Origin of the sequence: Saccharothrix sp. ALI-22-I, from assembly GCF_001984175.1 — a bacterium.
Classification (GTDB): Bacteria; Actinomycetota; Actinomycetes; order Mycobacteriales; family Pseudonocardiaceae; genus Actinosynnema.
Genome location: NZ_MTQP01000054.1, coordinates 23,713 through 48,827, shown reverse-complemented (window position 1 = coordinate 48,827; position 25,115 = coordinate 23,713). Strand labels below are relative to the sequence as shown.

19 protein-coding genes and 3 pseudogenes are annotated in these 25,115 nt (G+C 69.8%); 9 read left to right on the top strand and 13 right to left on the bottom strand.

The window, feature by feature from the left end:
• Positions 1–14: 14 nt before the first annotated feature.
• Positions 15–1,170, bottom strand: a pseudogene (locus ALI22I_RS13645) (IS701 family transposase).
• Between the two features lie 229 nt (positions 1,171–1,399).
• Positions 1,400–2,227 (bottom strand): hypothetical protein, encoded by an 828-nt coding sequence (locus tag ALI22I_RS13640; RefSeq protein ID WP_143532179.1) that lies wholly within the window; start codon positions 2,225–2,227, stop codon positions 1,400–1,402.
• Between the two features lie 524 nt (positions 2,228–2,751).
• On the opposite strand from ALI22I_RS13640, the gene ALI22I_RS50765 reads away from it, so the two are divergent.
• A complete protein-coding gene (locus ALI22I_RS50765; protein WP_179118222.1) occupies positions 2,752–2,892 on the top strand; it encodes a hypothetical protein in 141 nt (46 codons plus the stop codon).
• A gap of 171 nt (positions 2,893–3,063) precedes the next feature.
• Here ALI22I_RS50765 and ALI22I_RS13630 read toward each other — a convergent pair whose 3' ends face one another.
• Positions 3,064–3,819: a hypothetical protein gene (locus tag ALI22I_RS13630; protein WP_077005859.1), complete on the bottom strand. Its 756-nt coding sequence runs from the start codon at positions 3,817–3,819 to the stop codon at positions 3,064–3,066.
• A gap of 110 nt (positions 3,820–3,929) precedes the next feature.
• Here ALI22I_RS13630 and ALI22I_RS49135 point away from each other — a divergent pair, with 110 nt between their 5' ends.
• Complete coding sequence (locus ALI22I_RS49135; protein WP_143532178.1) at positions 3,930–4,241, top strand: hypothetical protein; 312 nt, start codon at positions 3,930–3,932, stop codon at positions 4,239–4,241.
• Between the two features lie 146 nt (positions 4,242–4,387).
• On the opposite strand, the gene ALI22I_RS13625 is transcribed toward ALI22I_RS49135, so the two are convergent.
• Positions 4,388–4,729: a histone-like nucleoid-structuring protein Lsr2 gene (locus ALI22I_RS13625; RefSeq protein ID WP_077005969.1), complete on the bottom strand. Its 342-nt coding sequence runs from the start codon at positions 4,727–4,729 to the stop codon at positions 4,388–4,390.
• A gap of 258 nt (positions 4,730–4,987) precedes the next feature.
• Here ALI22I_RS13625 and ALI22I_RS50760 point away from each other — a divergent pair, with 258 nt between their 5' ends.
• A complete protein-coding gene (locus ALI22I_RS50760; RefSeq protein WP_179118221.1) occupies positions 4,988–5,125 on the top strand; it encodes a hypothetical protein in 138 nt (45 codons plus the stop codon).
• A gap of 485 nt (positions 5,126–5,610) precedes the next feature.
• Positions 5,611–6,126: a helix-turn-helix transcriptional regulator gene (locus ALI22I_RS13620; RefSeq protein WP_083751692.1), complete on the top strand. Its 516-nt coding sequence runs from the start codon at positions 5,611–5,613 to the stop codon at positions 6,124–6,126.
• 279 nt (positions 6,127–6,405) lie between these two features.
• Here the strand turns inward: ALI22I_RS13620 and ALI22I_RS13615 are convergent, their stop codons facing one another.
• Complete coding sequence (locus tag ALI22I_RS13615) at positions 6,406–7,302, bottom strand: hypothetical protein (RefSeq protein WP_143532177.1); 897 nt, start codon at positions 7,300–7,302, stop codon at positions 6,406–6,408.
• A 577-nt stretch (positions 7,303–7,879) separates the two neighbouring features.
• Here ALI22I_RS13615 and ALI22I_RS13610 point away from each other — a divergent pair.
• The gene (locus ALI22I_RS13610) at positions 7,880–8,380 is read left to right on the top strand and encodes a hypothetical protein (protein ID WP_077005856.1); all 501 of its coding nucleotides are present in this window, start codon (positions 7,880–7,882) and stop codon (positions 8,378–8,380) included.
• Positions 8,381–8,712: 332 nt separating this feature from the next.
• Positions 8,713–9,824 (top strand): annotated as a pseudogene (locus tag ALI22I_RS13605) (IS630 family transposase).
• A gap of 87 nt (positions 9,825–9,911) precedes the next feature.
• Here ALI22I_RS13605 and ALI22I_RS13600 read toward each other — a convergent pair.
• Complete coding sequence (locus tag ALI22I_RS13600) at positions 9,912–10,421, bottom strand: hypothetical protein (RefSeq protein WP_143532176.1); 510 nt, start codon at positions 10,419–10,421, stop codon at positions 9,912–9,914.
• 460 nt (positions 10,422–10,881) lie between these two features.
• A complete protein-coding gene (locus ALI22I_RS13595) occupies positions 10,882–11,022 on the bottom strand; it encodes an ATP-binding domain-containing protein (RefSeq protein WP_083751709.1) in 141 nt (46 codons plus the stop codon).
• A 20-nt stretch (positions 11,023–11,042) separates the two neighbouring features.
• Between ALI22I_RS13595 and ALI22I_RS13590 the strand changes: the two are divergent.
• A pseudogene (locus ALI22I_RS13590) lies at positions 11,043–11,944 on the top strand (IS256 family transposase); the annotation flags it as partial.
• Between the two features lie 424 nt (positions 11,945–12,368).
• Here ALI22I_RS13590 and ALI22I_RS52390 read toward each other — a convergent pair.
• The 6 genes from ALI22I_RS52390 to ALI22I_RS13560 form a co-directional block, all read right to left on the bottom strand.
• Positions 12,369–12,944 (bottom strand): helix-turn-helix transcriptional regulator, encoded by a 576-nt coding sequence (locus ALI22I_RS52390; RefSeq protein ID WP_202970950.1) that lies wholly within the window; start codon positions 12,942–12,944, stop codon positions 12,369–12,371.
• A gap of 676 nt (positions 12,945–13,620) precedes the next feature.
• Positions 13,621–15,660 (bottom strand): carbamoyltransferase C-terminal domain-containing protein, encoded by a 2,040-nt coding sequence (locus ALI22I_RS13580; RefSeq protein ID WP_077005854.1) that lies wholly within the window; start codon positions 15,658–15,660, stop codon positions 13,621–13,623.
• 54 nt (positions 15,661–15,714) lie between these two features.
• A complete protein-coding gene (locus ALI22I_RS13575) occupies positions 15,715–17,517 on the bottom strand; it encodes an ABC transporter ATP-binding protein (RefSeq protein WP_077005853.1) in 1,803 nt (600 codons plus the stop codon).
• Positions 17,501–19,318, bottom strand: a complete 1,818-nt coding sequence (locus tag ALI22I_RS13570) for an ABC transporter ATP-binding protein (RefSeq protein WP_077005852.1) — start codon at positions 19,316–19,318, stop codon at positions 17,501–17,503. Before ALI22I_RS13570 ends, ALI22I_RS13575 begins: the two co-directional genes overlap by 17 nt.
• Positions 19,315–20,946 (bottom strand): carbamoyltransferase family protein, encoded by a 1,632-nt coding sequence (locus tag ALI22I_RS13565; protein ID WP_077005851.1) that lies wholly within the window; start codon positions 20,944–20,946, stop codon positions 19,315–19,317. The genes ALI22I_RS13570 and ALI22I_RS13565 overlap by 4 nt, the downstream gene beginning before the upstream one ends.
• The gene (locus tag ALI22I_RS13560; protein ID WP_077005850.1) at positions 20,943–22,433 is read right to left on the bottom strand and encodes an aromatic amino acid ammonia-lyase; all 1,491 of its coding nucleotides are present in this window, start codon (positions 22,431–22,433) and stop codon (positions 20,943–20,945) included. The genes ALI22I_RS13565 and ALI22I_RS13560 overlap by 4 nt, the downstream gene beginning before the upstream one ends.
• A gap of 228 nt (positions 22,434–22,661) precedes the next feature.
• Here ALI22I_RS13560 and ALI22I_RS13555 point away from each other — a divergent pair, with 228 nt between their 5' ends.
• Positions 22,662–23,735 (top strand): SDR family NAD(P)-dependent oxidoreductase, encoded by a 1,074-nt coding sequence (locus tag ALI22I_RS13555; protein WP_077005849.1) that lies wholly within the window; start codon positions 22,662–22,664, stop codon positions 23,733–23,735.
• Positions 23,732–25,108, top strand: a complete 1,377-nt coding sequence (locus ALI22I_RS13550) for a glycosyltransferase family 4 protein (protein ID WP_077005848.1) — start codon at positions 23,732–23,734, stop codon at positions 25,106–25,108. The genes ALI22I_RS13555 and ALI22I_RS13550 overlap by 4 nt, the downstream gene beginning before the upstream one ends.
• Positions 25,109–25,115: the final 7 nt, after the last annotated feature.

Sequence of the window (25,115 nt, the reverse complement as noted above, 5' to 3'; positions counted from 1 at the left end):
CGAGGGTTCGGGTTTCATGCTGTGAGGGTGAGTTGCCGCTGGTAGTGGAGCCGCTTCGCGGTGGCCTGATGGCGTCGCCGCCATATGGACCAGCGCAGGCGGTGCTCCCAACCGATCGCGGGTGCGATCGCGCAGACCAGCAGGTGCCGGATCTCGTTGCAGGTCAAGGCGATCATGCCGCGCCCGGCCCGGTCGGCCTCGTTGGTCCGGGTGACGGCGAGGAAGGCGTAGGCGAGCATCGCGAGGGTGACCCAGCGGTGCCACGAGGTCCAGGTGCGGACCTGGTGCTCATCGAGTCCGGCGAGTTCCTTGGCGCCCTGGAAGGTCTCCTCGATCTTCCAGCGCATCCCGGCGACGGTGACCAGTGTCTGGAGCGGGACCGGCGCGGTGGTCCAGGTCAGGTAATAGGCGAGTTCGCCGGTACGGCGGTTGCGGCGGGCCAGTAGATGCGCGTGCCCGCTGCACTCGGGCACCAGGTCGACCCAGGCCCACTCATACAACCGCAGCCCTTTCGCGCCCGCTCCGGCCGAGCGGGTCTGCCACGCGGATGCGGGGACCTGGGCGAGGGCGGCCTTGGCGGTGGCCTTGCCGGTCCCGAGCATGACCGGGGTGGTGGTCGCCACGGCCGGCACATAGGACAGGCCGCGCGCTTCGAGGCGTTCGCGCAGGGCGGGGTTGACGCCGTAGGCCTCGTCGCCGACCGCGAAGTCCGCGCCGATTCCGGCATCGAGCGCCGCCTCGATCATGTCGGCAGCCAGTTCGGGCTTGGTCTGCAAGGCAACCTGGTCGGGATCCCGGCCGCCGCGCGCCGCTCGGGATCGTCGGCCCACACCTGGGGCAGGTAGAGGCGGACATCGACCGCAGCGTGCCCGGCCGCGGTGGCGAGGGCGAGGTAGACGGCGATCTGGCAGTTCTCTATACGCCCGGCTGTCCCCGAGTACTGCCGCTGGACCCGACCGTCGAAGCGCCTTTCTTGACATCGCCGGTCTCATCGACCGCCAGCACCCGCGGCCCGTCGCCGAGGTGTTCGGACACCCACGCTCGAATCTCGGACCGGACCTGTGCGTCGTCCCACGTCGCGCGCGAGAGCAGGTGCTGGAACCGCCATGGGCCGGCCTCGCCGGCGGCCTCGGCGAGCGTCCGGCAGTTGCGCCGATCCAAGTGCGCCATCATCGCGGTTACCAGGAGTCTCGCGTTCCTGCGGGACTCGACGCGCCGGAACGCTCTAGCGGTCCTGGCGAGCAGCGACTCCAGGCCGGACTTCCAACGACCCGCCGCTACACTCGCCTCGACGGCCCTCGTGCTCTTCTGTTGCCTCACAACGACAATGATCACGGCGGCCGTCTCACACCTTCCCCCGGCATCCCCCCAGCTCAAACCCTGAACTCTCACTGGAGTACTAGACCGTGCATTCCATTGTCGACACACTGCTTCGGCGGTTGTGAAAGGCCTGCGCGACATCGGCCAGCCACGGCAGCGGAAGGATGTTCGCGCCCGCCAACCGCCGGTGATCGAGCAGCCACAGTCGCGGTCGGCGCACATCGAGGTCGAACATCTCCCATTCCGGGGCGGCCGCGACCTCGGTCGAATCACGATGCAGGAAGCACCGCTGCTTCAGGAAACGCGCCTTCAGTGCTTCGGCGGTTCCGTCTCTACCGACAAACAGGTCCGGGCCGTCGAGATCGAACCCCTGCACGTACGCGGCTTTTTCGCCGGGCAACTCCCAGACGCTCCACGGCCCCGGCTGACTGTGGGCGAGTGTGTTGCGGCAGCGCTTTCCGGCGCTGGTCTTGGCCACACAACGCGCGTCGAACACGTAGCGGTGTGGATACACCCGCAGAACGTCGTCGATCAGCACCAGGTTGAGTTCGGGCTTCACCTCGACGGTGGCCAGTAGCGCGTCCGCGTCCCACCGCAGTCGGCCAGCCGCCACCTCCGACCTCAGGAACTCGGCGAGGTCGGCGACAGTCATGCGACGCTCCCGCGCGAGCGTGCCGAGCCGGGCTTCCCAGGGTTCGCGCCGCAGTGCACCCGGTCCCGTCTCCGTCACCCGAAACGGCGTGAGCGCCAACCCGGCCAGCGCGTCGGCGTCCCGTCCTTGCGCCCTGGCATCGAGCCAGGTGTCCCACGGACTCGCCGCCGGCCCATGACCCGAGCCGCCGTCCGGCGTTCGCTCGGCAGCCTGACGCAGGCGCCGCTGCAACTTGATGCGCTTCCCCTTGCCCATGGCGCCCATGGTGCTGTGCGCGGCACGCGGGAATACCACGACCCGGCCGCGCACGCGTCAGAACCACCCGTTCGAGTGAGTGCCCCGCTTTCGGGGACACGACCGCGTAGACGCTCTCAGCGACCAGCGGCGACCGTTCCCGCCATGACAGTGTCGAGTCCGCCCACCGCTGCGATCTTGGCGACGCCGTAAGCAGGTCCATCAGGCGGGTGTCCTCGTCGGTGTGGGCACCGAGGACGCTGATGTGGAAGCAACCGGTCAGCGGCACCGTTGTGACGGTGTCCTCGAAGAAGCGACCGTTGAGCCACACGTAGCGGGCGCCGTACACGCCGCCCCGATAGACCGCGAGCGGCGGGCGTGATCGGAACCGGGAACGCCCCATCGGCGACAACACCGCTCCGGCGATCGCCGCCAGGTCCACCGATGTCACGCCGCCCCTGCGGAACCGCAACGGCCAGACCAACCACGACACCCCGACCACCCTGCTGATCTGGAGCTACGAGCGGTGCACCGAGGTCGAGCAGATGCTGTGGGCACGCTTGAGCGTGTTCCCTGGCCCGAGGGACTGGGAAGCAGCACTGTACGTGTGCGCCGGGAACACGCCGCCGAGCCACCAGGTCGAGGACGCGATCACGGGACTGGCGGACAAGTCCATTCTGGACTGACCTTGCGGCTGTTGCAGCGTGGACATCGTGATGCCCGGTACGGGCGTGTAGCGCAGTAGGCCCTGCGCGGACGGCGCACCGCCGCACGCCGGGACGTCGGCCCCGGTGCACGCCGGCACGGTTCCGTGTGGCAGCCGCGACGGATCGACTCGGGAAGGGCGCCCGCTGGGGTCAGGAGGGTTTGCGGGCGCCCTTGCACGCCTCGATGCGGCCTTGGAGGAAGCCGCGGCGGGCGCTGGCGAAGTAGCTGCGCCACGGCTCGCCGTCAGCGTGCGGCCCGAGCACACGGAACTGGTCGACCGCCTCGTCGTGGCGTTTGCAGGCGATCAGGGCGGTGATCGCCAGCCCGCGGTCGTCACGCTGGGCCTGCGTTGCGGCTCCTTCGCCGGCCAACCGCGGCAGCAGGATGTCCAGGGCGTCGCGGACCATCGGTGAGCGCCACACCTTCGGTTCGTCACCGACTCCTTCGAGGGCGGCCATCAGCGGCAGCGCGGCCAGCGCGGGGGAGGTGGCTGCGGCGCGGGTCGCGAAGTCGCACATCAGCTCGTGCGAGCCGCGCCACTTGCGGCACCAGTACTGCAAGGCCTGCACGTGTCCGGACCGGTGGTGTGGGTCGCGTGCGACCAACTGGTCCCACACCGCGCCGAACCGGTCGTGGTCGTAGGAAAGGCCGCGGGCCAGCATCGCCAGCGTCATCCACGGGGTGGGGTCTGCGGGCAGGGCCTGCGCCGCCTGGCGGGCTGCGACCTCTGCCTGGGTCAGCAGGCGGCGGAACCCGTCGAACTGGGACTGACCGGTCTGCGCGGCGCGTGCCCCACCCCGCACCTCCCACGCCCGGAAAACCAACGACAGCGCGTGCAGCACGGCGAGGTCGCCGCTGGAAGAGTCCGCCTCCCTCCATCGCCGCAGGAAAGTGTCGTCCCGCACGACGCAGTCGGCCAGCCTCCACGTGGGTCAGGTCGGTCTCGTAGTGCACCCGGCCGGGCCCGGGGTTCCCAGCGTTCGGGTTCGCCGTCCACGGCGAAGGTGCGGCCGTCGTGCTCGACGCGCTCGCGCGCCCGGATCGGCTCATACGTGAACGCCCACCACTCGGCGGTGACGGCTTGGCGGCCGGGCTCGGCCTGGGCGGTGCCGGCGTGGGGTTGGACGAGTGCGGCGATCCGGCGGCGTGGGGCGGTCGGGCTGTAGTCGAGCCGGGTTGTGAGGTTGTCGTACTCGTCGCGGATCTCAACCGGCTCCGCTGTCCGTCGAAGGTCACCAACGCCTGGTGCAACGCTGCCGGTCCGATCGCCCACCATGGCGGCAACACGGTTGGTGAGATCGATGAGAGGAGGGCTTCGAGGCGTTGATCGGGCACGCTTACCACCGTGCCGAACGGCCACGGGTCCGACATTCCGCCGGTGGGGTGAGAACCCGGCGGGCGGGTCCGCGGAAACCGGTGCCGTGGTTCTGCTGCGCACCGGGGTCTCCGTGCGCAGCGGAACCGCGGGGTGGCTCAGGAGGTGTGCGCTTCCTGGAACCTGACGATCAGGCCCTGCGGGATGCGGCCGCGTTCGGACACGTCGTGCCCCTCCTGCCGGGCCCACTCGCGGATGGCCTGGTTCTGTTCCCGGTCACCACCGGCCTTGACCGCGGTGCGGGCAGTCGGCCGCTGCTTGCGTCCACCGGCCCGGCGCGCGTGCCCGACGAACGGCTCGAGCACCTCGCGCAGCTTCCGGGCGTTGCCTTCCGAGAGGTCGATGGTGTACTCGACTCCGTCAAGACCGAACGTGATGCTCTCGTCGGCCGCGCCGCCGTCCAGGTCGTCGATCAGCTCGACGATGGTCTTCTGAACCATCTTGGGGTTTCCCATCCGATTGCCAGAGGCGAAATGTCGCCTGCACTCCGAAACGAACGTTCAGCTCCGACCGCACTATACCTACCGTGCGGTAATGCCGTGGGGTCGTTCGGGCGGGCGTTGGGCGTTTCCTTGGGATGTGGGTGAAGCTGCCGGGGTAGCCGACTTGGAGCCGGTTGATCTGCTTGTAGTCACGAACGCGCCTCGGCCGACCCGGCGACGCCGAGGGTTCTGATCGTCTTGAACCGAGCCGTCGCCGTGCGCACCCTTGACGACTGCCGTGCGGGCACCGTCCACCTGATCGCCGGTGACGTGATCGTCGGTCGGGACTTCGTGCCGCCACAGGTCGACGACGCGTGGCCGCGTACGGCGTCCGGCTGCTCGGAGCAACGCTGACCGATATCCGGGTCGCCGGGCGTGCGACAGGCACCGCCGGAGGTGCGTCCACGAACGGTATCCGGTGCCGGCCAGCACAAGGGATAGGACGGGATTGGACGTAACGGGCGGCACAGCTGTGGCAATCTGCCGGGGGTGTGGACAACTCGGCGATCGACGCTCCCGACGCCGGCTCGCACCGCAGCGGCGCATTCCGGTCGAACCCATTTCACTCATTGAAATACCGGCGTGAATCCAGGCGTTCGGGCGGCTTTCGTTCATTGGAAACTTTGACTTCCGGTGCGACCTGTGTGACGATGCCCGGACGAAGCAAACCGGGGACGTGAAGTCGGGTGGCGGCAACAAGGCAGCGGCATTCCGAAGCGAGGGCTGTCGGACTGCGGTCGGTGCGCGGGGGAATGGGTTCGGCGACGATGCCGGAGGGTGTGTCGGAGAATAGCGGTGAATTCGCCGCCACAGGCGGTGCGCCTTCCCGGTGAGCCCGGATGAGTATCCGCGTGATGACCTGGGTGTGGGAGCACGCCGAGGTCGCGGGCACGGATCTGCTGCTGTTGCTGGCGATCGCCGACGCCGCCGACGATCAGGGACGCAACGCCTGGCCCTCGGTGGCGGACCTGTCCCGCAAGACACGGCTGGACGAACGCACGGTCCAGCGCCGCCTCAAGCGGCTGCACAGCCAGGGCCACATCACCATTGAGCCCGGCGGCGGACGGCGCCGAAACCGGTACACCATCCCCATGGCCGCCGCGCCCCGCATCACCGCAGGCACCACACCCACAGGACCACCCCAGTGCGCCGGCCGACCGCCGAACAACACTTCCTGCCTCTCGTCGCGGTCCGACGCCGCGACCGGGTCACCGTCCCGACCCTGTCGACTGGCCCGCGTGGTGCGGGCGCTGCGACGGCCCCACGCCACAGGAACGCTATGTCGACGACGGCTCCGGCACGCTCGTGCCGTGCCCCCGTTGCCATCTCAAGGGCCACGACCGGAACCCCGGTAGCAGCGGTCTACGCCGTCCATGCCCGAATTGTCGGACCGACCGACGACGGACCGAGGAAGCCGCCCGGACCGAGGCCGCGGAATTGATCACCGCCGGCGCGCGGTTCGTATGACCGACGCGCGCTGCATCTCGATCGCTTCCGCGGGACATCGGCCGTATCCCGTTCTGGTCGGTTGCGGCATCCTGTGCAGCAGAAGCCGATCGTCTGGAATAGACGCTCGTTGGGTCGCCTCCGGGGTGACGGCGGGCAGTCCTCGTCCAGGCTCGGTGTAACGATCATCATCGCTTCAGTGCAGACCGAATCCAGTCATCCGGGCGAGCGGTGTCCCGGTGGGGTGAGGCCCGGGCCACGTCCTGGCCGCCGACGGCGAATCGGTGGTGGCGGCGCGGATGAGCGGGTGCCGGGGGATCGGGGGCTGCCACCTCGATGCGATCCGTAGCCCGGTCCTGCCGCGTCAGGTATCCGGTCTTCGTCGTGAACACCCTCATCGACTCCACCTTCGCACCCGCGATCCGGACGTGTGCGCCACCTCGGTCGGTGTGCTGCTGACGGCGTGGAAGTACCGGATCGGCCGGGCGTTGCCCGAGCGCGACGCCGATGCCGACCGGTATTGCCCCGACCGACAGCGACAGGTGCGGCGTCAACCGGCTGGAGGGAGTGGCTGGTGCGCGTGGGAGGTCGTTACCGTTCACGGCCGGGGTCGGCGGAGCTGTGCCTGCCGTGGTGGTCTGGTCTGGTCCGGTCCGGTCCGGTCGGGGCGGTTCGCGGATGCCGTGTGCGACGTCGGCCGGTCGGGTCGCGACCGGTTGTCCTTGCCGGGCAGGGATGTCCGGGCGGGTGTTCCCGACGTCGGCGGGGGTGGCGAACGCCCGGTCGCCGGAGCGGACGGTGCACGGGGTGCGCCCGCTGGCCTGCATGCGGGTGGCGTGTTTGATCGGAGCGTTCTCGGCGGTGTCGGGGTCGGGTTCCACCCGCGGTGGCGCCACGCCGAGTGCGGCCGGGACGGAAGCGGCCGTGTCGCTGTCGGCGTCGGATGCGGCGTAGGAGACCACGGTGTGATGGCGGGGCCCGACCGCGTCCAGCAGAGCGGTCACCCGGGACCGCGGCACCGGGGGTCCGGGGTTGGTGCCGACCATGTTCTCCAGGTCGATGAGCACCACCCGCTCGTCAGGCACCGTCGCGCGGGCGGGTCCTGTTGTTCCCGTGACCGCCGTTTCCGGCCGGGGGCCGGCCTCGTCGTCCTGGCGTGACGGTGTCCGAGGCGGCCGGGAGCGCCGAGGCAGTGTCGCCGGGACCGGTAGCGCGCACCCGTGCGGCCGTCTCGGCGACCGACTCCACCGCGGTGCGTGCCGGTGACGCTGCCGGAGAGGTCATGACCGGGCACGGTATCGGCAGGTCACCGGACACGAGCGGGCGATCACCGACTCCACGACAACCCTGCGCCGATCATGGCCCGATCGCTTCGGTCCGGTAACCCGACTCCACGGAACCCGGGGCAGAGCACTTTCCGGACACCTGTCTCCGTCGCGCCGCCCTGGTGGTCGCGTTCGGCGACGCCGAGGACACCGGATCAACGACTCGGTGCCGTGCTGCCCGGGGCGCGTGCGGCTCTGCGTCGAGTGCCTCCAGGGCCGTCCGGCCTCGACGGTGTGGGGAGATGACGTCGCGGCACCGCGATCGCTGGATCAGAGTTGGGCCCGCTGCTCGTAAGCTATGTGAGCATTGCTCGAATTCAGGTGAGTGGAGTGCCCTGTGGCGAAGGCCGTTGCGGTCGAACCGGACCGGTTGGATCAGGAAGCGCGGGAGGCGTTCCGGCAGCTCACACCCGCCCCCGTAACCGGCCGGGACGAGAATGGGCGGCCTGGTGCGATCACGCCCGGCGAGCGCTTGGTCGAGATCACCCGCCGGTCGCGGATCATCGCGGTCAGCGACACCCTGGCCCGAGCTGTCGTGGCGTTGCTGGCCCAACGCGGCGTCGCCTCCGAGATCGGCCACGTCCACGTCGACCCCGCCGAGAGCGACGAACAGGTGCTCGGCCTGCTGGTCGTCCTGGACGGGAAACGTGCCGTGGTGCCGATCCGCCCAGGGGCACGACAACTGCGTGCCTATCCCGAAGCGGGCGCCATCGACCTCACCGGCAACGACCCTCTGCTGGTGATCGACCTGCCGGCCGATGCCATCGAGCAGGACGGCTGGCTGGGTGCCGTCGCCATCACCACGGCTCTGACCGGGCACCTGGCCCCACCGGCGTAGACGCATCGGTCGATCCGTGGCCCGCCGTGGCAGCGCGCCATGACGATTTCAGCAGCCACAGCTCTCTTCCGGAGAGGCGGGGGAGGGGCCGGCGGCTGGACCGCTCTACGGTGTCACGTCAATGGCCGCTGTCTGCTTCGGGGGCGTGCTTGGCACAAACCCGTCGCTGCTGACCCCGGACGAGGCGACCAGTTCGGTGGACACGCGCACGGAGTGCGGTGACCACATACGTTCACCGGGTCGCGGACACGCCGGACAAGCTCCCCGACTCCGGCTCGTGGTGATCTCATGCTCGGTGGTGAGGTAGTTGCCGCCGAGCATGGAAGTGGGTCATGTCCGAGCCGGTCAGAGCACGTCGATTAACCGAGGACGAGGGCCGTCGCCTGCTTCAGTACGTTCGTCGGGGTAAGCAGGGCACGATCCGGATGCGGCGGGCGATGATCATCCTGGCCTCGTCGTCCGGGACCCCCGCGCCGCCGATCGCCCGGCTGGTCGCCGCGGACGCCGACACGGTGCGGGACGTGATCCACGACTTCAACGCCCGTGGCCTGGCGGCTCTGGACCCTAGATGGGCGGGAGGCCGTCCCCGCCTGATCAGCCAAGACGACGAAGCGTTCGTCGTGGCGACGGCCAAGGCCCGCCCCGTGAGGGTGGGCCTGCCCTTCACCCGCTGGAGCCTACGCAAACTCGCCGCCCATCTGCACCGCAACCCCAACGCCGGGTCCACATCGGCAGGGAACGACTCCGGCAGATCCTGCACCGACACGGCATCAGCTTCCAGCGCACCCGGACCTGGAAGACCTCCAACGATCCGGACTTCGACGCCAAACTCGACCGCATCGACGAGGTACTCACCAGGTTCCCGAAGCGCTGTTTCGCCTTCGACCAGTTCGGACCTCTGTCGATCCGCCCGCACCACGGCTCCGGCTGGGCACCGAGAACCAGGCCCGGCCGGCTGCCGGCGACCTACCGCCGCACACACGGCATCCGCTACTTCCACGGCTGCTTCTCCATCGGCGACGACAAACTCTGGGGCGTCACCCGACGGCGCAAAGGCGGCGACCACAGCCTGGCCGCCCTCAAGTCGATCAGAGCGGCCAGACCCGACGGCGCACCGATCTACGTGATCATGGACAACCTGTCCGCGAACAAGATTCCCAAGATCCTCACGTGGGCCACCGCCAACAACGTCGAGATCTGCCTGACGCCGACCTACGCCTCCTGGGCCAACCCGATCGAGCCCCGGTTCGGGCCGCTGCGGACGTTCGTCATCGCGGGCTCGAACCACCCCAACCACACGGCCCTCGCCCGCGAACTCCAAGCGCACCTGCGCCGGCGCAACGCCAACGCCCGCCACCCCGACGTCCTCGCCGCCCAACGCCGCGAACGAGCACGCATCCGCAGCGAACGCCACCAACGCTGGGGCCGACCACGAGCGGCCTGACCAACCCGGCAAACGTTCGTGGTCACCGCAAGTGGTGTACGACAAAGCGTGCGCCGGCCAAAGCCATTGACGGGAAGTCGAATGAGGTCAGAGCTTGGCGAGTCGGTATTCGTAGCTGGAACCATTGGTGGAACAGTTGCTCCACAGACGTGAGGCCGTGTACGTATAGCCGGACGGAATCCAGCAGGCGTACGTACCGGTGAGGTCGTAGTTCACCGCATCGAGCAGGTAGTACTCATAACGCCATGCGCACCGAGTATTGATCCGCACGGTCGAATAAGTGTACCCGGCCGGCACGTCGCACGCCCACGACCTGTGCAGGCTGCTGATGCCAGGGCCCTGGTCAGCTATGGCGATCGAGTCGACCGGGCGCGCCTCGGCGGCCGGTCTGCCCATTACGACCAATGCGGCAATGACAGCAGTCATGGCCACCGTCGTGCCGATGCGTCGAAGTGTCGCCGTGATCATTATTCCTCCCGGCAGAGAGAAGTCGTCGATCTGGTCGGACGGCTCTATAGAACTCGACGACCCGAGGTCGCGGTACCGCCGAAAGGTCGTTGATCGTTCGGCACGACGCACCACGCGCAAGGCCGGCATGGCCGAATTATTATATCCGGGGAAGCTGCGGATTGCTCTGTTCGCCGGATTCCCGGAAGCCGACAGCGCCGCGGAACAAGGCGGTGACCAACTCGGGTTTCGGCAGCTCGCGGCTACCGGACCACCGCGCCCGTGCACCGTTGTCCTGGGTGTCGTCCAGCGCCGCTGTCAACGGGCCATTCGGTCCGGACGAACTATTGCGAACGGCAGGCCACTCGCCGTGCCGATTCGACACCACCAGCCGCGCTCGTTCTCACGCAGCTCCCGGTCACCGCCCGGAACCAGGAGCTGACGAGCCGCCCTTTTCGCGATCACGGCCTGCTGATCCCACACTGCCCGGAGGAACGGCGGGCACTTCCGGCGGTTGTCGGGCACGCGCTCCTCCCGCTGGACCACATCCGGCCGAAGGCACCTACCCACATGCCCACGACCGGCCGAAACGAGGCTCGCCGGCCGGCGCTCACCCGAGTGCGGCGGGCAGCGGGGTGGTGTGGATCAGGGTCAGGTGGGAGATCGGGCGGGTCAGGGCCACGTACAGCAGGCGCTTGTCCATCGCGGCGACGTGGGACGGCTCAACCACCACGACGTTGTCGAACTCCATGCCCTTCACCAGGCTAGTTCGGCGTGTCGACCCGGCGGGTGGAGAAGCTCGTCGAGTCCCTCGGCATTGCCGGCCTGTCCAAGTCGCAGGTGTCGATGATGGCCCGTGACCTGGACGCCCAGGTCGAGGCGTTCCGCACCCGCCCTCTCGACCAGGGCCCGTACACGTTCGTCGCCGCCGACGCGCTCGTGCTCAAGGTGCGGGAGAACGGTCGTGTGGTCAACGTGCACTGCCTGATCGCCACCGGTGTCAACGCCGAGGGCTACCGCGAGATCCTCGGCGTCCAGGTGACCTCCGGCGAGGACGGCGCCGGTTGGCCGGCGTTCTTCCGCGACCTGCTGGCCCGCGGCCTGACCGGCGTCAAGCTGGTCACCTCCGACGCCCACGCCGGCCTGGTCGCGGCGATCGGCGCCACCCTGCCGGGCGCGAGCCGGCAACGGTGCCGCACCCATTACACGGTCAACCTGATGTCGGTCTGCCCGAAGTCCTCCTGGCCCTGGGTGCGCACCCTGCTGCACTCGGTCTTCGACCAGGCCGACGCCGAATCCGTTGCCGCGCAATACGATCGCATGCTCGACACCCTGGCGGAGAAGCTGCCGAAGGTAGCCGATCACCTCGACGCCGCGCGGGCGGATCTGCCGGCGTTCACCGCGTTCCCGAAACAGATCTGGCGCCAGATCTGGTCGAACAACCCCAGGAACGACTCAACAAGGAGATCCGCCGCCGCACCGACGTGGTCGGCATCTTCCCCGACCGCGCCGCGATCGTCCGCCTGGTCGGCGCCGTGCTCGCCGAGCAACACGACGAATGGATCGAAGGCCGCCGCTACCTCGGCCTGGACGTCCTCGCCCGCTCCCGCACGACCACCACCACCGATTCCACCGAACAGGAGGACACCACACCCGCCGCACTCACCGCCTGACCGATAACCGGATCACCGGTGACCGCCCTCGTTACACCACGCCCCAGGACTTGACCGCGACTTGATCACCGCTCGTGTCGGTGGACGCCCGGTGCGTCGCCGCGCGGTGTGATTCCACTTGCGGGCCACGAGCTTGTGGTGCCAGGCGAGCACGGTGCTCGGCGTGACGGGGAAGACCTCTGGCCAACGCCGACGATCCACCAGCCCGGGGAGGGCGGCGAACCAGAGCCGATCCGCGGGCTTGTCGGGGACAGGACCCGCGAGTTGCCGACGCCTGTCGTCGAACCGGGATCGGGCACTGGTGGCCTTCTGGATCTCCACCGGGGTATGGGTCTCGGAGCTGTTGGAGGTGCGCAACTACGAGGTCGACCCCCCCGGCCGGCCCGATCTTGTTGCGCCACGCGGAGGTGTTTCGCAAGCGGCTTCAGGTGAGGGCTGCCTCGTACTCCAAGGCCGCTCGGGTCAGTTCGGCCTTGTTGCCCAACGTCATCTTTGTTCTGATGCGCTTGATGTAGGTGTCCACCGTGTGCTGGCTGATGCCGAGAATCCTGGCGATCTGGCCGTGGGTGAGTCCCCGTGCGACGTGGCGCAGGACTTGTTCTTCGCGTTGTGACAGAGTGGGAAATTTGGGGTCTTCGGGTGCGTGTTCGTGGCACCCGGTCCCGGCGGTGTCGGTGATCAATTGGACCAGGTCGTCGATACCGGTCCTCAGGCTGGTCACGACGCGCACACCTGCGCCTGTGTAGACGTCTGACGAATCGACCTCCAATTCGTCGACCATCAGCACGACCGGTGCCACGGTGGCCGCAGCGGTGATGAAGTCGGCGGGATCGCAGCCCTGAAGCACGTTGACGTCTACCACAACGACATCGGAATGCGGGGACAAACCTTCCGCAGCTGATTCTTTCGCGCCGATCACCCGAAGCCCGCGACGACTCAACGCACTGGTCAATCCGTAGAGGTAGACGGGCATGCTGGCGAACAGATCAACGTTGACCATCAATCGACTCCGACCGTGTGTCGCGAACTCTGTTTCCGAAAGCCGCAGAGCGCGGCATCGACCTCGACGAACCCTCAATGAAGGGGTGCCGAAGAAGTCGGTGTTCGTCAGGGCGGTCGTGTTTCATGATCCCCGTTCGAAAGTTTCGTACTGCCCCCCGATATATACCGACCGTACGCAGGCGTGCGGGCAGCGTCAACGGTCGAGCGTTGTGGTGACGGCGGTCTCCAGTGGTGGGTCGCCAGGCAGGTGACAGCAGATCCTGCGCAGGTCTTGTTGCGGAGCATGGCGAACGGGACGTCGCAGCGCCCCGCGGGGCAGGCAGATCAGGTCGACGAACACCCCTCTCACCGCTCGAATCGGCTGGGTGTGTCGGTGCGGTCGATGAGGCGGGCGGCGGTGATCGGTCCGTTGCCAGCCGTGTGGGAAGTGCTGCGACTGCGGGTGGTGGCGGCACCGGAGTCGGGCGGGTCGAGGGCTACCGATCGGCCGCGGCTGCCTATCCCGCCGGCGGGCAGATCAGCCCTCGATCACCATGCCCGGCGTCTGCGCCAATGCGGGTGCCACATCGACTGCCTGCGCGAAATTTGTCGTGCTGCCCATGAGGAATGTGTAGCCGCTGCGGATGATCATCTTGTCGGACCGGTGATGGCAACGGTGGCGTCAGGCGATTGGCTCAGCCGCCGCCGATGAGGCTCTCCGCCGAGTCGGAGAGCAGGGGATTCGCCTCGGGGCCGTAGAAGTGGGTCAGGTGGTGCACGAATCGGCGTTCACGACTGCTGACCCGGTCGATGAACGTGGACGACGCGATGCGCAGCACCCGCTGACCGGCGGAGGTGAACGGGTCGACCGTGTTGCGCAGCCGCGGGTTCCACGAGTAGACGAACAACGCCTCCGGGCTCAACCCGAGGGCGGTCCACTCCGACCACAGTTGTTGCCAGCGCTCGGCGTCGTGTTCGAAGCGTTCGGCGGCACGGGGGTGCGGGCCGTCGAGACGCAGCACCTGATCGGCGTCGGGACGCAGACGGATGCGCACGTCACCGACGTAGGCGACGGGCACGCCCTTCCGGACGCAGAAGTTGAGCACCTGGGCCGCTGTGTCCACCAGCGGCTCACCCTTGTCGTTCAACGAGGTGTTGGCCAGGATCGGCACGCCGGTGCGGTGGTGGAACGTGGTGAGCAGCCGCCGCAGCACCGGGTCGTCGTCGGGTCCCACCGTCTGGATCCGCGCCGTTCCGTCCAAGTGCAGCACCGCGGGTATCGCACCTCGCACCTCGTCGCGACTGGCGAACACCTCCAGCATGTACGGCGAGCTGCGGTTCTCCCGGAACCACTCGCCGACGTGCTCCTCCAGCACGATCGGCGCCACGGGACGCCACCACTGGCGCAACTTCACCTCGTTGAGGATGTCCTTGGTCCGTGCGGAACGGGGGTCGCCGAGCAGGCTGCGGTGCCCCAGCGCACGCGGCCCGATCTCGGCCCGACCCTGCACCCAGGCGATCGGGTGGTCGACCAGGTCCGCGCACACCTGCTCCAGGTCGAGCGGCGACACGTCGTCGACGACCGCCCCGAACTCCTCCAGCGCCCGGTCCAGGTCACGGATCTCGCGGCCGTGGAACGCGTCGGCCAGGCGGAAGTCGGACCGGCCGGTCAATCCGCGGTCGTGCAGGGCCATGATGCCCAGCCCCAACGCCTGCCCGCCGTCGTTGGCGCACGGTGGCGCCGACAGGGAGGCGAACCCGTACTTGTTCATCAGCCGCGTGTTGTTCGGGCAGTTGAGGGCGAAGCCGCCGCAGATCGCCAAGTGCATCTCGGTCAGGTCGAGGCCGTGCTCCTCCCTGATGTGCTCGATGTTGCGGTCCACCACCACCCAGGAAGCCCGATCCACCAGCTTCATCACCGCACCGCGCAGGTTCTCCCCGTGGTCGAACCGTTCGTCGTACCGGGCCAGGACACGACCTCCAGGGGTGGCCAGTGCGGCGGTCACCACGTCCACGAGTCGGTCCAGCAGCACGTCCGAGCTGTGGAAGACCTCGGCCTGCGTCCAGAACGGCAACGTGTCGACCAGGGATTCGACGTCGAAGTCGACCGTGCACGTGGTGGCGGAGGACAGCGCCATGAGGGTGCCCTCCTCCTGCTTGAACCGGCCGCGGGCGAGCATCCACAGCGGCGCGGGCGACTCGACCGGGAAGGTCGTGATCGTGCCCCGGTCGACGATGCAGCCCGAGTAGATCGACTCGGGCAGGTCCTCGTCCAGTTGGAGGTCCGGACCGGCGTCCAGGGCCAAGCCGAGGATCCGGCCCTCCCGCAGCAACCGCCAGTCCAGCCCGATCGCGGAGAACAGGTGCGACGTGCTGTGGACGGACTGCCCCTTGCCCACCTGGCGACCGGCGAACCCCCGGTCGGTTTCCAGGTGGGGCGTGCCCCACACCTCGGACATGTCGTCGAGCGACAGGCCTTCCTCGGCGAGCAGCACGTCGAGGAACGCGCGCGCGTCCTCCGCTTCGCGCAGCGGCAGGCGGTGGTGCTTCAAGCCGGTGACGCGCTCGAACTCCCAGTACCGCTGGAGCGTGATCACGTCGCCCTCGCGCCGCCACAGCGCGGCGCAGTGGTCGTGGCGCTGCACCGTGAGCGCGGTGATGTCCGGCGCCTCCATGTAGACGGACAGGAAGTGCTCTACGACAGCGGGAGGTTCGGCGGGGAAGTGCGCGTCCATCTTGAAGCTCCTCAACCGGTGCGGTGGCACCTGCCGGCCGTGATCGGCGGCGTCTCAGTGGTATGAACGGGCTTGCAGGCTGTAGAGCTCCGCATACGTGCCTCCACGCGCCATGAGCTCTTCGTGGCTGCCGACCTCGAGCACTTCCGCGCCGTTGAGCACGACGATCAGGTCGGCCATCCGCACTGTCGAGAACCGGTGGGACACCAGGACGGTGATCGCACCTGTCCGGTGCCTCGAGTCCGAGGCGGCTTCCTCCGCGTAGCGCTCGAACAGCTCGTGCTCGGTCTCCGCGTCCAAGGCGGAGGTGGGTTCGTCCAGCACGCGCACCAAGGCATCGGTGCGCATGGAACCGCGGGCGACACCGATCTTCTGCCACTGGCCGAACGACAGGTCCACACCGCCGTCCCAGGTGGCGCCCAAGCGGGTGTCCAGGCCGGCCGGCAGACCGTCCACGACGCCGCGCGCCCCCGCGCGGTCGATGGCGGGCCACACTGCGGCGGCGTCGTCCGCCACCGGCAGGTTGCCCACGCCCACCGAGCGCTTGGCGGTGAACTCGAACCGGAAGAAGTCCTGGAAGGTGCCGGTGATCCGCTCCCGCCAGGCCCGGGCGTGGTAGCCGGCGAGGTCGTCGCCGTCGATCGTGATCCGGCCGCTGGTCGGCTCGTAGAACCGGCACAGGAGCTTGATCAACGTCGTCTTGCCCGCACCGTTCTCGCCGACCACCGCCACGGTCGTCCCGGCGGGCAGGGTCAGGTCGACGTCGCGCAGGACCTGCCGGTCGGTGCCGGGGTAGGTGAACGACACACCTTCGAAGCGGATGCCGGTGCGCAGGCGCTCGGGTGGCGTCCCGCTGCCCTGGTCGCGTTGCTGGTCGGCCGCGTAGTCCTCCAGCCAGGCCAACCGGCGGGACGCGCCCAGCCAGTCACCTCGCAGGAAGTTCGCCTCCGCGACCAGGTCCGCCACGTACTGGGACACCCGGCTGCCCGCGACGAGCACGATCACCACGTCCCCGGCGGGGGCGTTCAGCGCGACGGCGACGTACCACAGCGCCGCACCGTAGGTGAGGCCGAACAGCAGCCACGTCGCCGACTGCCAGGCGGCGCCGCGCCACCGCATCGCCGACACCGCCCGGTACCAGCGCTCGCGGGCCTCGCGCTGCCGGGCCCGCACCACGTCGCCGAGCCCGGCCACGCGCAGTTCCTTGGCCGGTCCGGCGGTGGTCGCCAGGACGAACAGGTGGCGGGCGCGCCGGCCGTGCTGGGCGGCTCGTTCCTGGGCCGTCCTGATCTTCTCCGCACGCCACCCGGACACCGCCACGCCCGGCAGCGCCGCCAAGCCGAGCAGCGCCAGCGCCGGGTGGACCGAGACCAACAGCGCCAGGGTCAGCGCCACGCGGACGACGGAGGCGGCGGTCGAGAACAAGGAGCCGTAGAGGTGGTTGAGCGCGAACACCTGGTTGCGCAGGACCGCGAGCCGGTCCAGGTACTCGGGGCGTTCGTGGTGGGCCAGTCCGGGCGCCGCGGCCTGGAGGTGCGCGACGTGCGACTCCAAGGCCACCGTGATCCGGTCGGCGAACCCCTGCACCGCCCGTCCGGAGCCCACCGACAACAGCCAGATGGCCACCGTCAGCGCACCCACCACGAGGCAGGCGGTGTACGCCAGCGTGCGATCGCCCCTGGCCACGCCGTCGGCGAGCAGCTTGAGGGCGAAGACCACGGCCACGTCGGGGATCACGCCGCAGATGGTCAACCCGCACGACAGCACGAGGAACTTCGGCTCTACCCGGTAGCCGAACTTGAGCGAACGCCACAGGGAGCGCAGCGCGGGTGGTAGCTCGTCACTGTGTCGGGACATCCTGCTCCTCGTCGAACCGGGCGGCTTGGAGGTCGAACATCGTCCGGTAGCGGCCACCGGCCGCCATCAACTCGTCGTGGGTGCCGGATTCGACCACGCGCCCGTGCTCCACCACGTGGATGAGGTCCGCTTTGCGCACGGTGGCGAAGCGGTGGGACACCAGGATCCGGGTGCACGACTCGGTCGCGGCGAGCAGGCGGTTGAACAGCTCCAGCTCCGCGCGCACGTCGATCTGGGCGGTCGGCTCGTCGAGCACGACGACGCCCGCGCCCATGCGCACCGCGCACAGGGCCCGGGCGATGGCCACCCGCTGCCACTGCCCGCCCGACAGCTCCGTGCTGTTGTCGTACCCCCGGCCGAGCACCGCGTCGAGGTCGGCGACCCCGGCCGCGCCGGCGGTGGCCAACGCCTCGGTGATGAACTCCTCAGGGGCGCCGGCCGGGCTGACGTTGTCGCGCAGGGACGCTTCGAACCGGACGAAGTCCTGGTAGATGACGCTGAGGCGGCGCCGCCAGTCGGCGATGTCGAACTCGCGGAGGTCGACACCGTCGACCTCCACCGCACCCCGGTCGGGGTCGTAGAGCCGGGCCAGCAGCTTGGCGATCGTCGTCTTCCCCGCACCGTTGAGCCCCACCACGGCCACGGCCTTGCCCGCGGGGATGACCAGGTCCAGACCGCGCAGCACGTCCTGCCCGTCGGGACCGTAGCCGAAGTGGACGTCGCGGAACCGGATCTCGTGCGCCGGCAGGCCGTCGGCCGACCGGGTGCCGGAGGACAGGTCGCCGTCGGGCGCCATGTCCCGTTCGAGGGTGAACACGCTGTCCACGACCTGGCCGCACATCGACAGCGCGGAGTTCAGCCCGCCGAAGGCGATGCCGCTCGCGCCGATGGTGGCCAGCACGAACACCATGGCCTGCGCCAAGCCGACCCGGTTGCCGGTGATGTCACCGGCGAGCGCGACGAAGACCGGCACGTGGGCGACGGTCAGCACGAGCAGCGACCACCCCAGCCCACGCCGGTCCAGGCGGGTCGCCTCCAGCCTGAGGCGCATGAGCAGGCGGCGCTGCGTGGCGAACGACTCGACCAGCCAGTCCGCCAGCCCGAAGATCCTGATCTCCTTCGCGGCGGGCGCGTCGACCGCGACCCGGTAGCGGTACTCGGCCTCGCGCTGCGCGGAGGTCGCCTCGTCGGACAGCCTGCCGCGCCACACCGCGCTGTCCCGCAACAGCCAGTGGGTCGCGCCCCACGCCCCGCCCAGCAGCGGCGGCACCCACCAGTGGTAGCCGAACAGCAACGCGCACATGCCGATGCCGCTCGCCAACTGCACCAGGCCGGACGCGATGAACCCCATCGCCACCGACATCGGCGGCCCGGACAGGGCGAGGTCGAAGTCCCTGGCCCGGACCAACTGCGACGCGTGATCCGACCGTTCCAGGTGGGCGATGCCCTCCGGCCGGATCGTGATGGCCATCAGCCGCTGGTTCAGCCAGTCGGCCGTCCGGTCGCCGAGGTTCAGCCCCACCTCGGCGTACAGCGGTGGCGTCACGTGCATCGCGATGAACACCACACCCAGCACGACCAGCCGCCCGGCGACGCCCTCGCCCCCGATCACGGCGGCCACGACGCCGCTCATCGACAGCACGAACGCCACCGGGAGCACCGCCCGGACCACGAGCAGCCCGAACCAGACCCCGGCGAGCCCCGGTGCCGCGCGTCCCAACACCTCGAAGAAGCGCACCTCGCCGCGGCGGCGCAGACGACCGACCACACGTGCCACCCGACCGGGCCCCACCGCGGTCATGCCTTCGAGACCATGAACGGGCCGAGCGCGAGCCGGTCGATATCGGTTCGCAGGAAGCAGTCCACGGCCTGTTCCGGTGTCTCCACGATCGGTTCCCGCTCGTTGAACGAGGTGTTGAGGACGACGCCGACACCGGTGAGCTCGGCGAAGCGGGAGATCAACCGGTGGTAGAGGGGGTTGACGTCGGCGCGCACCGACTGGATGCGGGCGCTGCCGTCGACATGGGTGACACCGGGCAACGCCGGGCCGTCGTCGCGGCTCATCGCGTTGAGGCACATGTGCGTGGATTCCACCGTGATGTCGTAGTACTCGCCCTGCCGCTCGAAGAGCACCGACGGGGCGAACGGCCGGAACGCCTCACGTCCTTTGACCACCAGGTTCAGCCTGTCCTTGATGCCGGGGTCGCGCGGATCGGCCAGGATGCTGCGGTTCCCGAGAGCCCGTGCGCCGAACTCCGAACCGCCCTGGAACCACCCCACGACACCGCCCGCGGCCAAGACCTCGGCGGTCTCCGCGGCGATGTCGGGCGAGCGCCGGAACACGAGCCGGTCCCGATGTTCTTCCAGCGCGCGGACGTGGTCGTCCTCGCCGTAAGTGCGACCGGTGTAGGTGACAGGTCGGGTCATCGGCGTCCGATGAAGGCCCGAACCGGCGTGGTAGCCGTGCAGCGCGGCGCCGATGCTGGTGCCGTTGTCACCGCACGCGCCGTGCAGGAACACCTCCCGGAACGGCCCTTCGGTCACCAGCCGGTAGTTGGCCGGGCAGTTCATGAACACGCCACCTGACACGCACAGCACGTCGGCGCCCGTGCGCTCGTGGATGGACCGTGCCTGACGCAGCACGACCTCCTCCAGCAACGACTGGACCGCCGCGGCGAAGGCGGCCCGGACCGCGAACACGTCGGCGTCCGTGCGCGCCACCGCCATCATCGAGTGGTGCACCGCGTCGAGCGCGTCGCGTTCGGCACGGCCGAACCGGATGCGCCCCTCGTCGTCCACCGCGACGATGCGGCCGAGTTCGGCCGCATCGTCGGCCTTGCCGTACGCGGCCAACCCCATCGTCTTGCCCTCTTCGTACTCCCCGAAGCCGATGAGGTCGGTGACGTGGCTGTAGAGGACACCGGCGGAGTCTTCCACGAAGTCGAAGTTGGCCCAGCTGAACGGCAGCCGCTCATCTTTGCGCACGACGGCGCCGGTGTCCCAGTGCAGCAGCCGGATGCCGTCGTCCCCGGCGAGGAAGTGGCTCGTGGTCTCGGCCCGGCCGTCGGTCATCGAACCGAACCCGTCCATCACCAGGACGGCCGCCTCGGAGTGCGGGGACAGGTAGAACGACGACGCCGCGTGGGCGAGGTGGTGGTTGATCAACCGCACGTCGGGAAGACCGCGCAGCACCGCCGGGAATATCAGGTCGTTGCCGACCACCTGGTCGACGTCGTCGAGGGTCAGGCCCGCCGCGTCCAGGCAGTACTGGATGCCCCGCAACCGGAACTGGTCGGTGGAGATGCGCCCCAGGGGGTGGTACTTGACCCTGGAAAGCCGTTCCTCCTCGATCGCGACGACCACGGTTCCATCCACCACCAGGCAGCAGGAGAAGTCGTGGACGGAACCGCCGATCCCCAGGACGTTCATCGGGCGTGGCCCCCGGTGCCCGTGAGGGCGTCGGTGGCGTGGCGGGCCAGCAGGTCCCGGACCCGGTGGACCTCCGTCGACAGCGGCCGGTCGGCGGCCAACCGCGGGCTGGCCGCCAAGACCTCCGCCCACAACCCGGTCACCGGCCGGAGCCCCAGGGCGTGCTGCGCTTGGGCGGCGGCCAGGCCGAGCGAGGCGACGACCAGCTCGACCAGCTCCACCTGTTCCGCCGTCCGCAGCGCGCCGACGAGTGACATGGGCACGATGTCCTGGTTGGACAAGTTCGTCGGCAGAGCGGTCGTGGTCGCCGGCAGTGCCTTCTGGCGCACCTCCGAGACCATCGCGCTGGCCGCGATCTGCACCCCGGCCAACCCGCTCGTCGCGCCGGGGGTCGAGGCGAGCAACGCGGGCAGACCCCCGTTGGACGCCGGGTCGACCACCAGGGCCAGCTGCCGCTCGGCCAGGAAAGCCAGCTGATGGGCCAGCACGGCGTGCAGGTCGGAGACCAGCCCGGTGTTGACGGCGTGGAAGTTGCCCGCGTGCAGCACCGCCGTCGCCGAGATCACGGGGTTGTCGGAGCAGGCCTCGGCTTCCCGGACCAGCAGCTCTTCACTCGACCACAGCTGGTCCAGCACCGACCCGATGACCTGGGGCGCGCACCTGAGCGAGTACGGCTCCTGGAGGGAGCGGGCTTTCGCCGCCGGTGTCTCGTCGGACAACTGGGTGCGGATCCACTCGACCGCCCGCGCGTGGCCGGGGAAACCGCCCCGCGCGTCCACGACGTCGTCGGCGTACGGCTCGGTCGAGGCGCCGAACACGTCGACCAGCCGCCCGGTGAGCACGGCCGCCGCCCACGACGACCGGAGCAGGGCGACGTGGTTGCGCAGGGCGGCGGCGAGGCTGGCACTGCTGCCGTTGACGAAGGCGAGCGCGTCGCGGGCGCCCCAGCGGACCGGACGCAGGCCGAGCCGGGTCAACTCCTCGGCGGCCGGCACCACCACCGGTTCGCCGTCGGTGACGCGCCAGGCGTGGCCGTGGCCCGCGAACCCCAGGGCGGCGTGCGCCAGCGGCAGCAGGTCGCCGCTGGCGCTGACGCTGCCCTTCGCCGGCACGACCGGGGTGAAGCCCGCGTTGAACACCTCCGCCAACGCCGACCACGAGGAAGGGGTGATGCCGGAGTACCCGCGCTTCATGCCGGCCAGCCGCAACCCCAGCGTCAGGCGGGTGGTCGCGAGGTCGAGCGGCGGTCCCTGCCCCGCGGCGAGGTGGTGGACCAGGTTCAGCCCTTGCGCGTTGTCGTCCACACCCGCGGGAAACCGCACCAGCGGCCCGAAGCCGCTGGTGAGCCCGTAGACGGGGGCGTCCGCGGCCAGCGCCTCGGCGAGCCGGTCGGCACTGGCGTTCATCCGCGCCGCGTCGGTGTCCGACAGCGCGAGCCGGCTGCTCCCGACCGATTCGACGATAGCCCACGCAGAACTTCCCGTCATGTCAAGTCGCCCCGTTCCCGATCAGCCTTGATCACGGTGACGACTCTTGCCGGTCTTCGGCCGCCGTGCCTGTCCCCCGTTACGGGGACACGCACGGCGGTCGCGCCTGGGCACGACTAGGCCCGCTGGTCGGGATTCTCCAGTCGCCTCTTTAGGTGACGTGTGCGCGCACCGCCGCTGGTTGATCGTTCTCGGCGAGCACGCATTCTCGCGACAGCAGGGGGGCCAGTGCCGGACCACGTCGAAGTCGTACGCCCGCCGACGCTCCCACCGGTCGAGGACCTGTTGGACCGGCGGGAGCGCAGGTCCGACCTGACCGCGTTCGCCCGGTTCATCGCCGGCAAGCGCACCCTGATCACCGGCGCCGGTGGATCGATCGGCTCCCAGATCTGCCGAACGCTGCTGGAGTTCGCGCCCGCCTCGGTCGTCATGGTGGACCGCGACGAGTCGGCTCTGGAGGCGGTGCTCCTGCCACTGTCCCCTCAGGACGCGGGCTCACCGGTGGAGATGGTCCTCGCCGACATCCGTGACGCGGCCAGGATCGGCCGGGTGGTGCGGGACAGCCGGCCGGACGTGATCTTCCACGCGGCGGCGCTCAAGCACGTGCCCCTGCTGGAGCGGCACGTCGGCGAGGCGTTCATGACCAACGTCCTGGGCACGCTCAACGTGCTCACCTCGGCGGCGGCCAACGGCGTGGGCACCGTGGTCAACCTGTCCACCGACAAGGCGGCGGCCCCCACCAGCGTGCTCGGGCGCACGAAGCACATCGCCGAGCGCATCACCACCTGGTACGCGGAGCGCGTGTCGACGACGTGCTACGTCAACGTGCGCCTGGGGAACGTGCTGGGCAGCCGCGGTTCGGTGCTCGACGTCTTCCGGGCCAAGCTCGCCGCCGGTGCGCCGCTGCCGGTCACCGACACCCAGGCGACCCGGTACTTCATGACCACTGACGAGGCCGTGGCGCTGCTGTGCAACGCGTGCGTCATCGGCGCCGGTGGTGACACCCTCGTGCCGCTGCTGGACCGTCCGGTCAGCATGGGCCAGTTCGTCGACCGCATCCGGGCTCGGGTCGGCACACCGGTGGAGGTGGTGCAGACCGGACTGCGCCCCGGCGAGAAGCTGCACGAGGTGCTGGTGGCCCCCTACGAGCGGGCCGAGCCGCACCCCGAGGACCCCACGGTCCTGCGCGTTCGGGTCGAGGCGTTGAACCCCGGTGGGCTGAGCGAGCTCCTGGTCGAGGACGGATTGGCCGAGCGGCTGGCCGACCCCGCGGTGGTCGTCGAGGCGGGGAGCGCCCGGTGACCGGGACCAGGGCGCTGGACCGGTTCGGCTTCCCCGTCCGGTGGGCGATCGACTTCCGCCGGGCCCGCCACGCGTTCGGGCAGGTCACCTCGGCGCTGAGCCCGGCGGACCGGATCGGCCTGGACGCCGCGCGCCTGCTGCTCGACGGTGATGCGCGGGGAGCCGTCGACCTGCTCGCCGGACGTGCGCCGCAGGCGTTCCGCGACCTGTTCAACCTCGCGACCGCCTACGAGCACCTCGGTGACGGCAGCGCCGCTGGCAAGGCGTTCGACGCGGCCCGCGCCGCCGACGGAGATCGGCTCGCGGCCCTGGCGGCACGCCGGACGACCCGTGAAGCGAACCTCGTGCTGCCCTTCCCGGTCACCACCGGGGGCATGCGGGTGCAGGTCGACCTGGCCCGTGCGCTGGTGGAGTTCGGCTACGAGGTGACCGTGGTGCAGGTGCGGGGCGACGACGCCCGGGAGGTGCCCGGCGCGGACGCCTTCCGCGACGTGGTCGCGGTGTCGGGCCACCCGGAGCTGACCGACCGGTTGCGCGCCTCGCCGGCGGCGTTGACCGTGGTCGGCTGCTGGGTCGACTACCTGCCGGCCCTCCGCGCCGGGAACAGCGCCGTGGTGGGCTTCTCCGGTGGCGAGCCGACCCTCAACGAGAGCGACGGGTTCGACGAGGACTTCCTCGCCTACCGGTTCGACGCGCATCGGCTGCCGGTCGGCCTGATGACGTGCTCGCGGTTCATCCAGGACATCTATCGCGACGTTTTCGGCCGGGTGTCGCACTACGTCCCCGCGGCGGTCGACGACCGGGCCTTCCACACCGGGCCGCGCCCCGCCGACCGGCCGTTCCGCGTGCTGCTGATGGCTTGGGACGGCGTCGGTGACAAGGGGCTGTCCTTCGCGGTGCCCGCCTTGGAGAACCTGCGCCGCCGGGGGCTCGACATCGAGATCGTGTGGATCACCCCGCACGCCCCGGAGGTGTTCGTCGACTTGGCGTGCGAGCTGCACGTCGACCCGCCGCGTGCGCGCTTGTTCGAGGTTCTCCGGAGCTGTCACGCCCTGGTGTACCCGCCCCTGGTCGACGGCCTCGGCCTGCCGCCGGTGGAGGCGATGGCGGCGGGGGTGCCCGTCGTGGTGACCGAGAGCGGCGGTTCCGCGGAGTTCGCGGCGCCGGAGGTCAACTGCGTCGTCGTGGAGAAGGGCAGCGTGGCGGCCATCGAGCACGCCGTCGAACGCCTGTACCGCGACCCGGCCCTCGCCCGCGAGCTGGCCGAGGGCGGTCGTCGCGAAGCGGAGCGGTACCGACCCTCCCGGTCCCGGTCGCAGCTGCGGCAACTGCTGGCGGCGGACCGGCCAATCGTGTGCACGGACATCGCGTGACCAACCA

Bases quoted from the DNA above. Each gene is read 5' to 3' on its own strand.
- ALI22I_RS13640 (WP_143532179.1), bottom strand. From the start codon at position 2,227: ATGGGCAAGGGGAAGCGCATCAAGTTGCAGCGGCGCCTGCGTCAGGCT.
- ALI22I_RS50765 (WP_179118222.1), top strand. From the start codon at position 2,752: ATGCTGTGGGCACGCTTGAGCGTGTTCCCTGGCCCGAGGGACTGGGAA.
- ALI22I_RS13625 (WP_077005969.1), bottom strand. From the start codon at position 4,729: ATGGTTCAGAAGACCATCGTCGAGCTGATCGACGACCTGGACGGCGGC.
- ALI22I_RS13620 (WP_083751692.1), top strand. From the start codon at position 5,611: ATGAGTATCCGCGTGATGACCTGGGTGTGGGAGCACGCCGAGGTCGCG.
- ALI22I_RS13600 (WP_143532176.1), bottom strand. From the start codon at position 10,421: ATGCCGGCCTTGCGCGTGGTGCGTCGTGCCGAACGATCAACGACCTTT.
- ALI22I_RS13595 (WP_083751709.1), bottom strand. From the start codon at position 11,022: ATGGAGTTCGACAACGTCGTGGTGGTTGAGCCGTCCCACGTCGCCGCG.
- ALI22I_RS52390 (WP_202970950.1), bottom strand. From the start codon at position 12,944: ATGGTCAACGTTGATCTGTTCGCCAGCATGCCCGTCTACCTCTACGGA.
- ALI22I_RS13580 (WP_077005854.1), bottom strand. From the start codon at position 15,660: ATGGACGCGCACTTCCCCGCCGAACCTCCCGCTGTCGTAGAGCACTTC.
- ALI22I_RS13575 (WP_077005853.1), bottom strand. From the start codon at position 17,517: ATGTCCCGACACAGTGACGAGCTACCACCCGCGCTGCGCTCCCTGTGG.
- ALI22I_RS13570 (WP_077005852.1), bottom strand. From the start codon at position 19,318: ATGACCGCGGTGGGGCCCGGTCGGGTGGCACGTGTGGTCGGTCGTCTG.
- ALI22I_RS13565 (WP_077005851.1), bottom strand. From the start codon at position 20,946: ATGAACGTCCTGGGGATCGGCGGTTCCGTCCACGACTTCTCCTGCTGC.
- ALI22I_RS13560 (WP_077005850.1), bottom strand. From the start codon at position 22,433: ATGACGGGAAGTTCTGCGTGGGCTATCGTCGAATCGGTCGGGAGCAGC.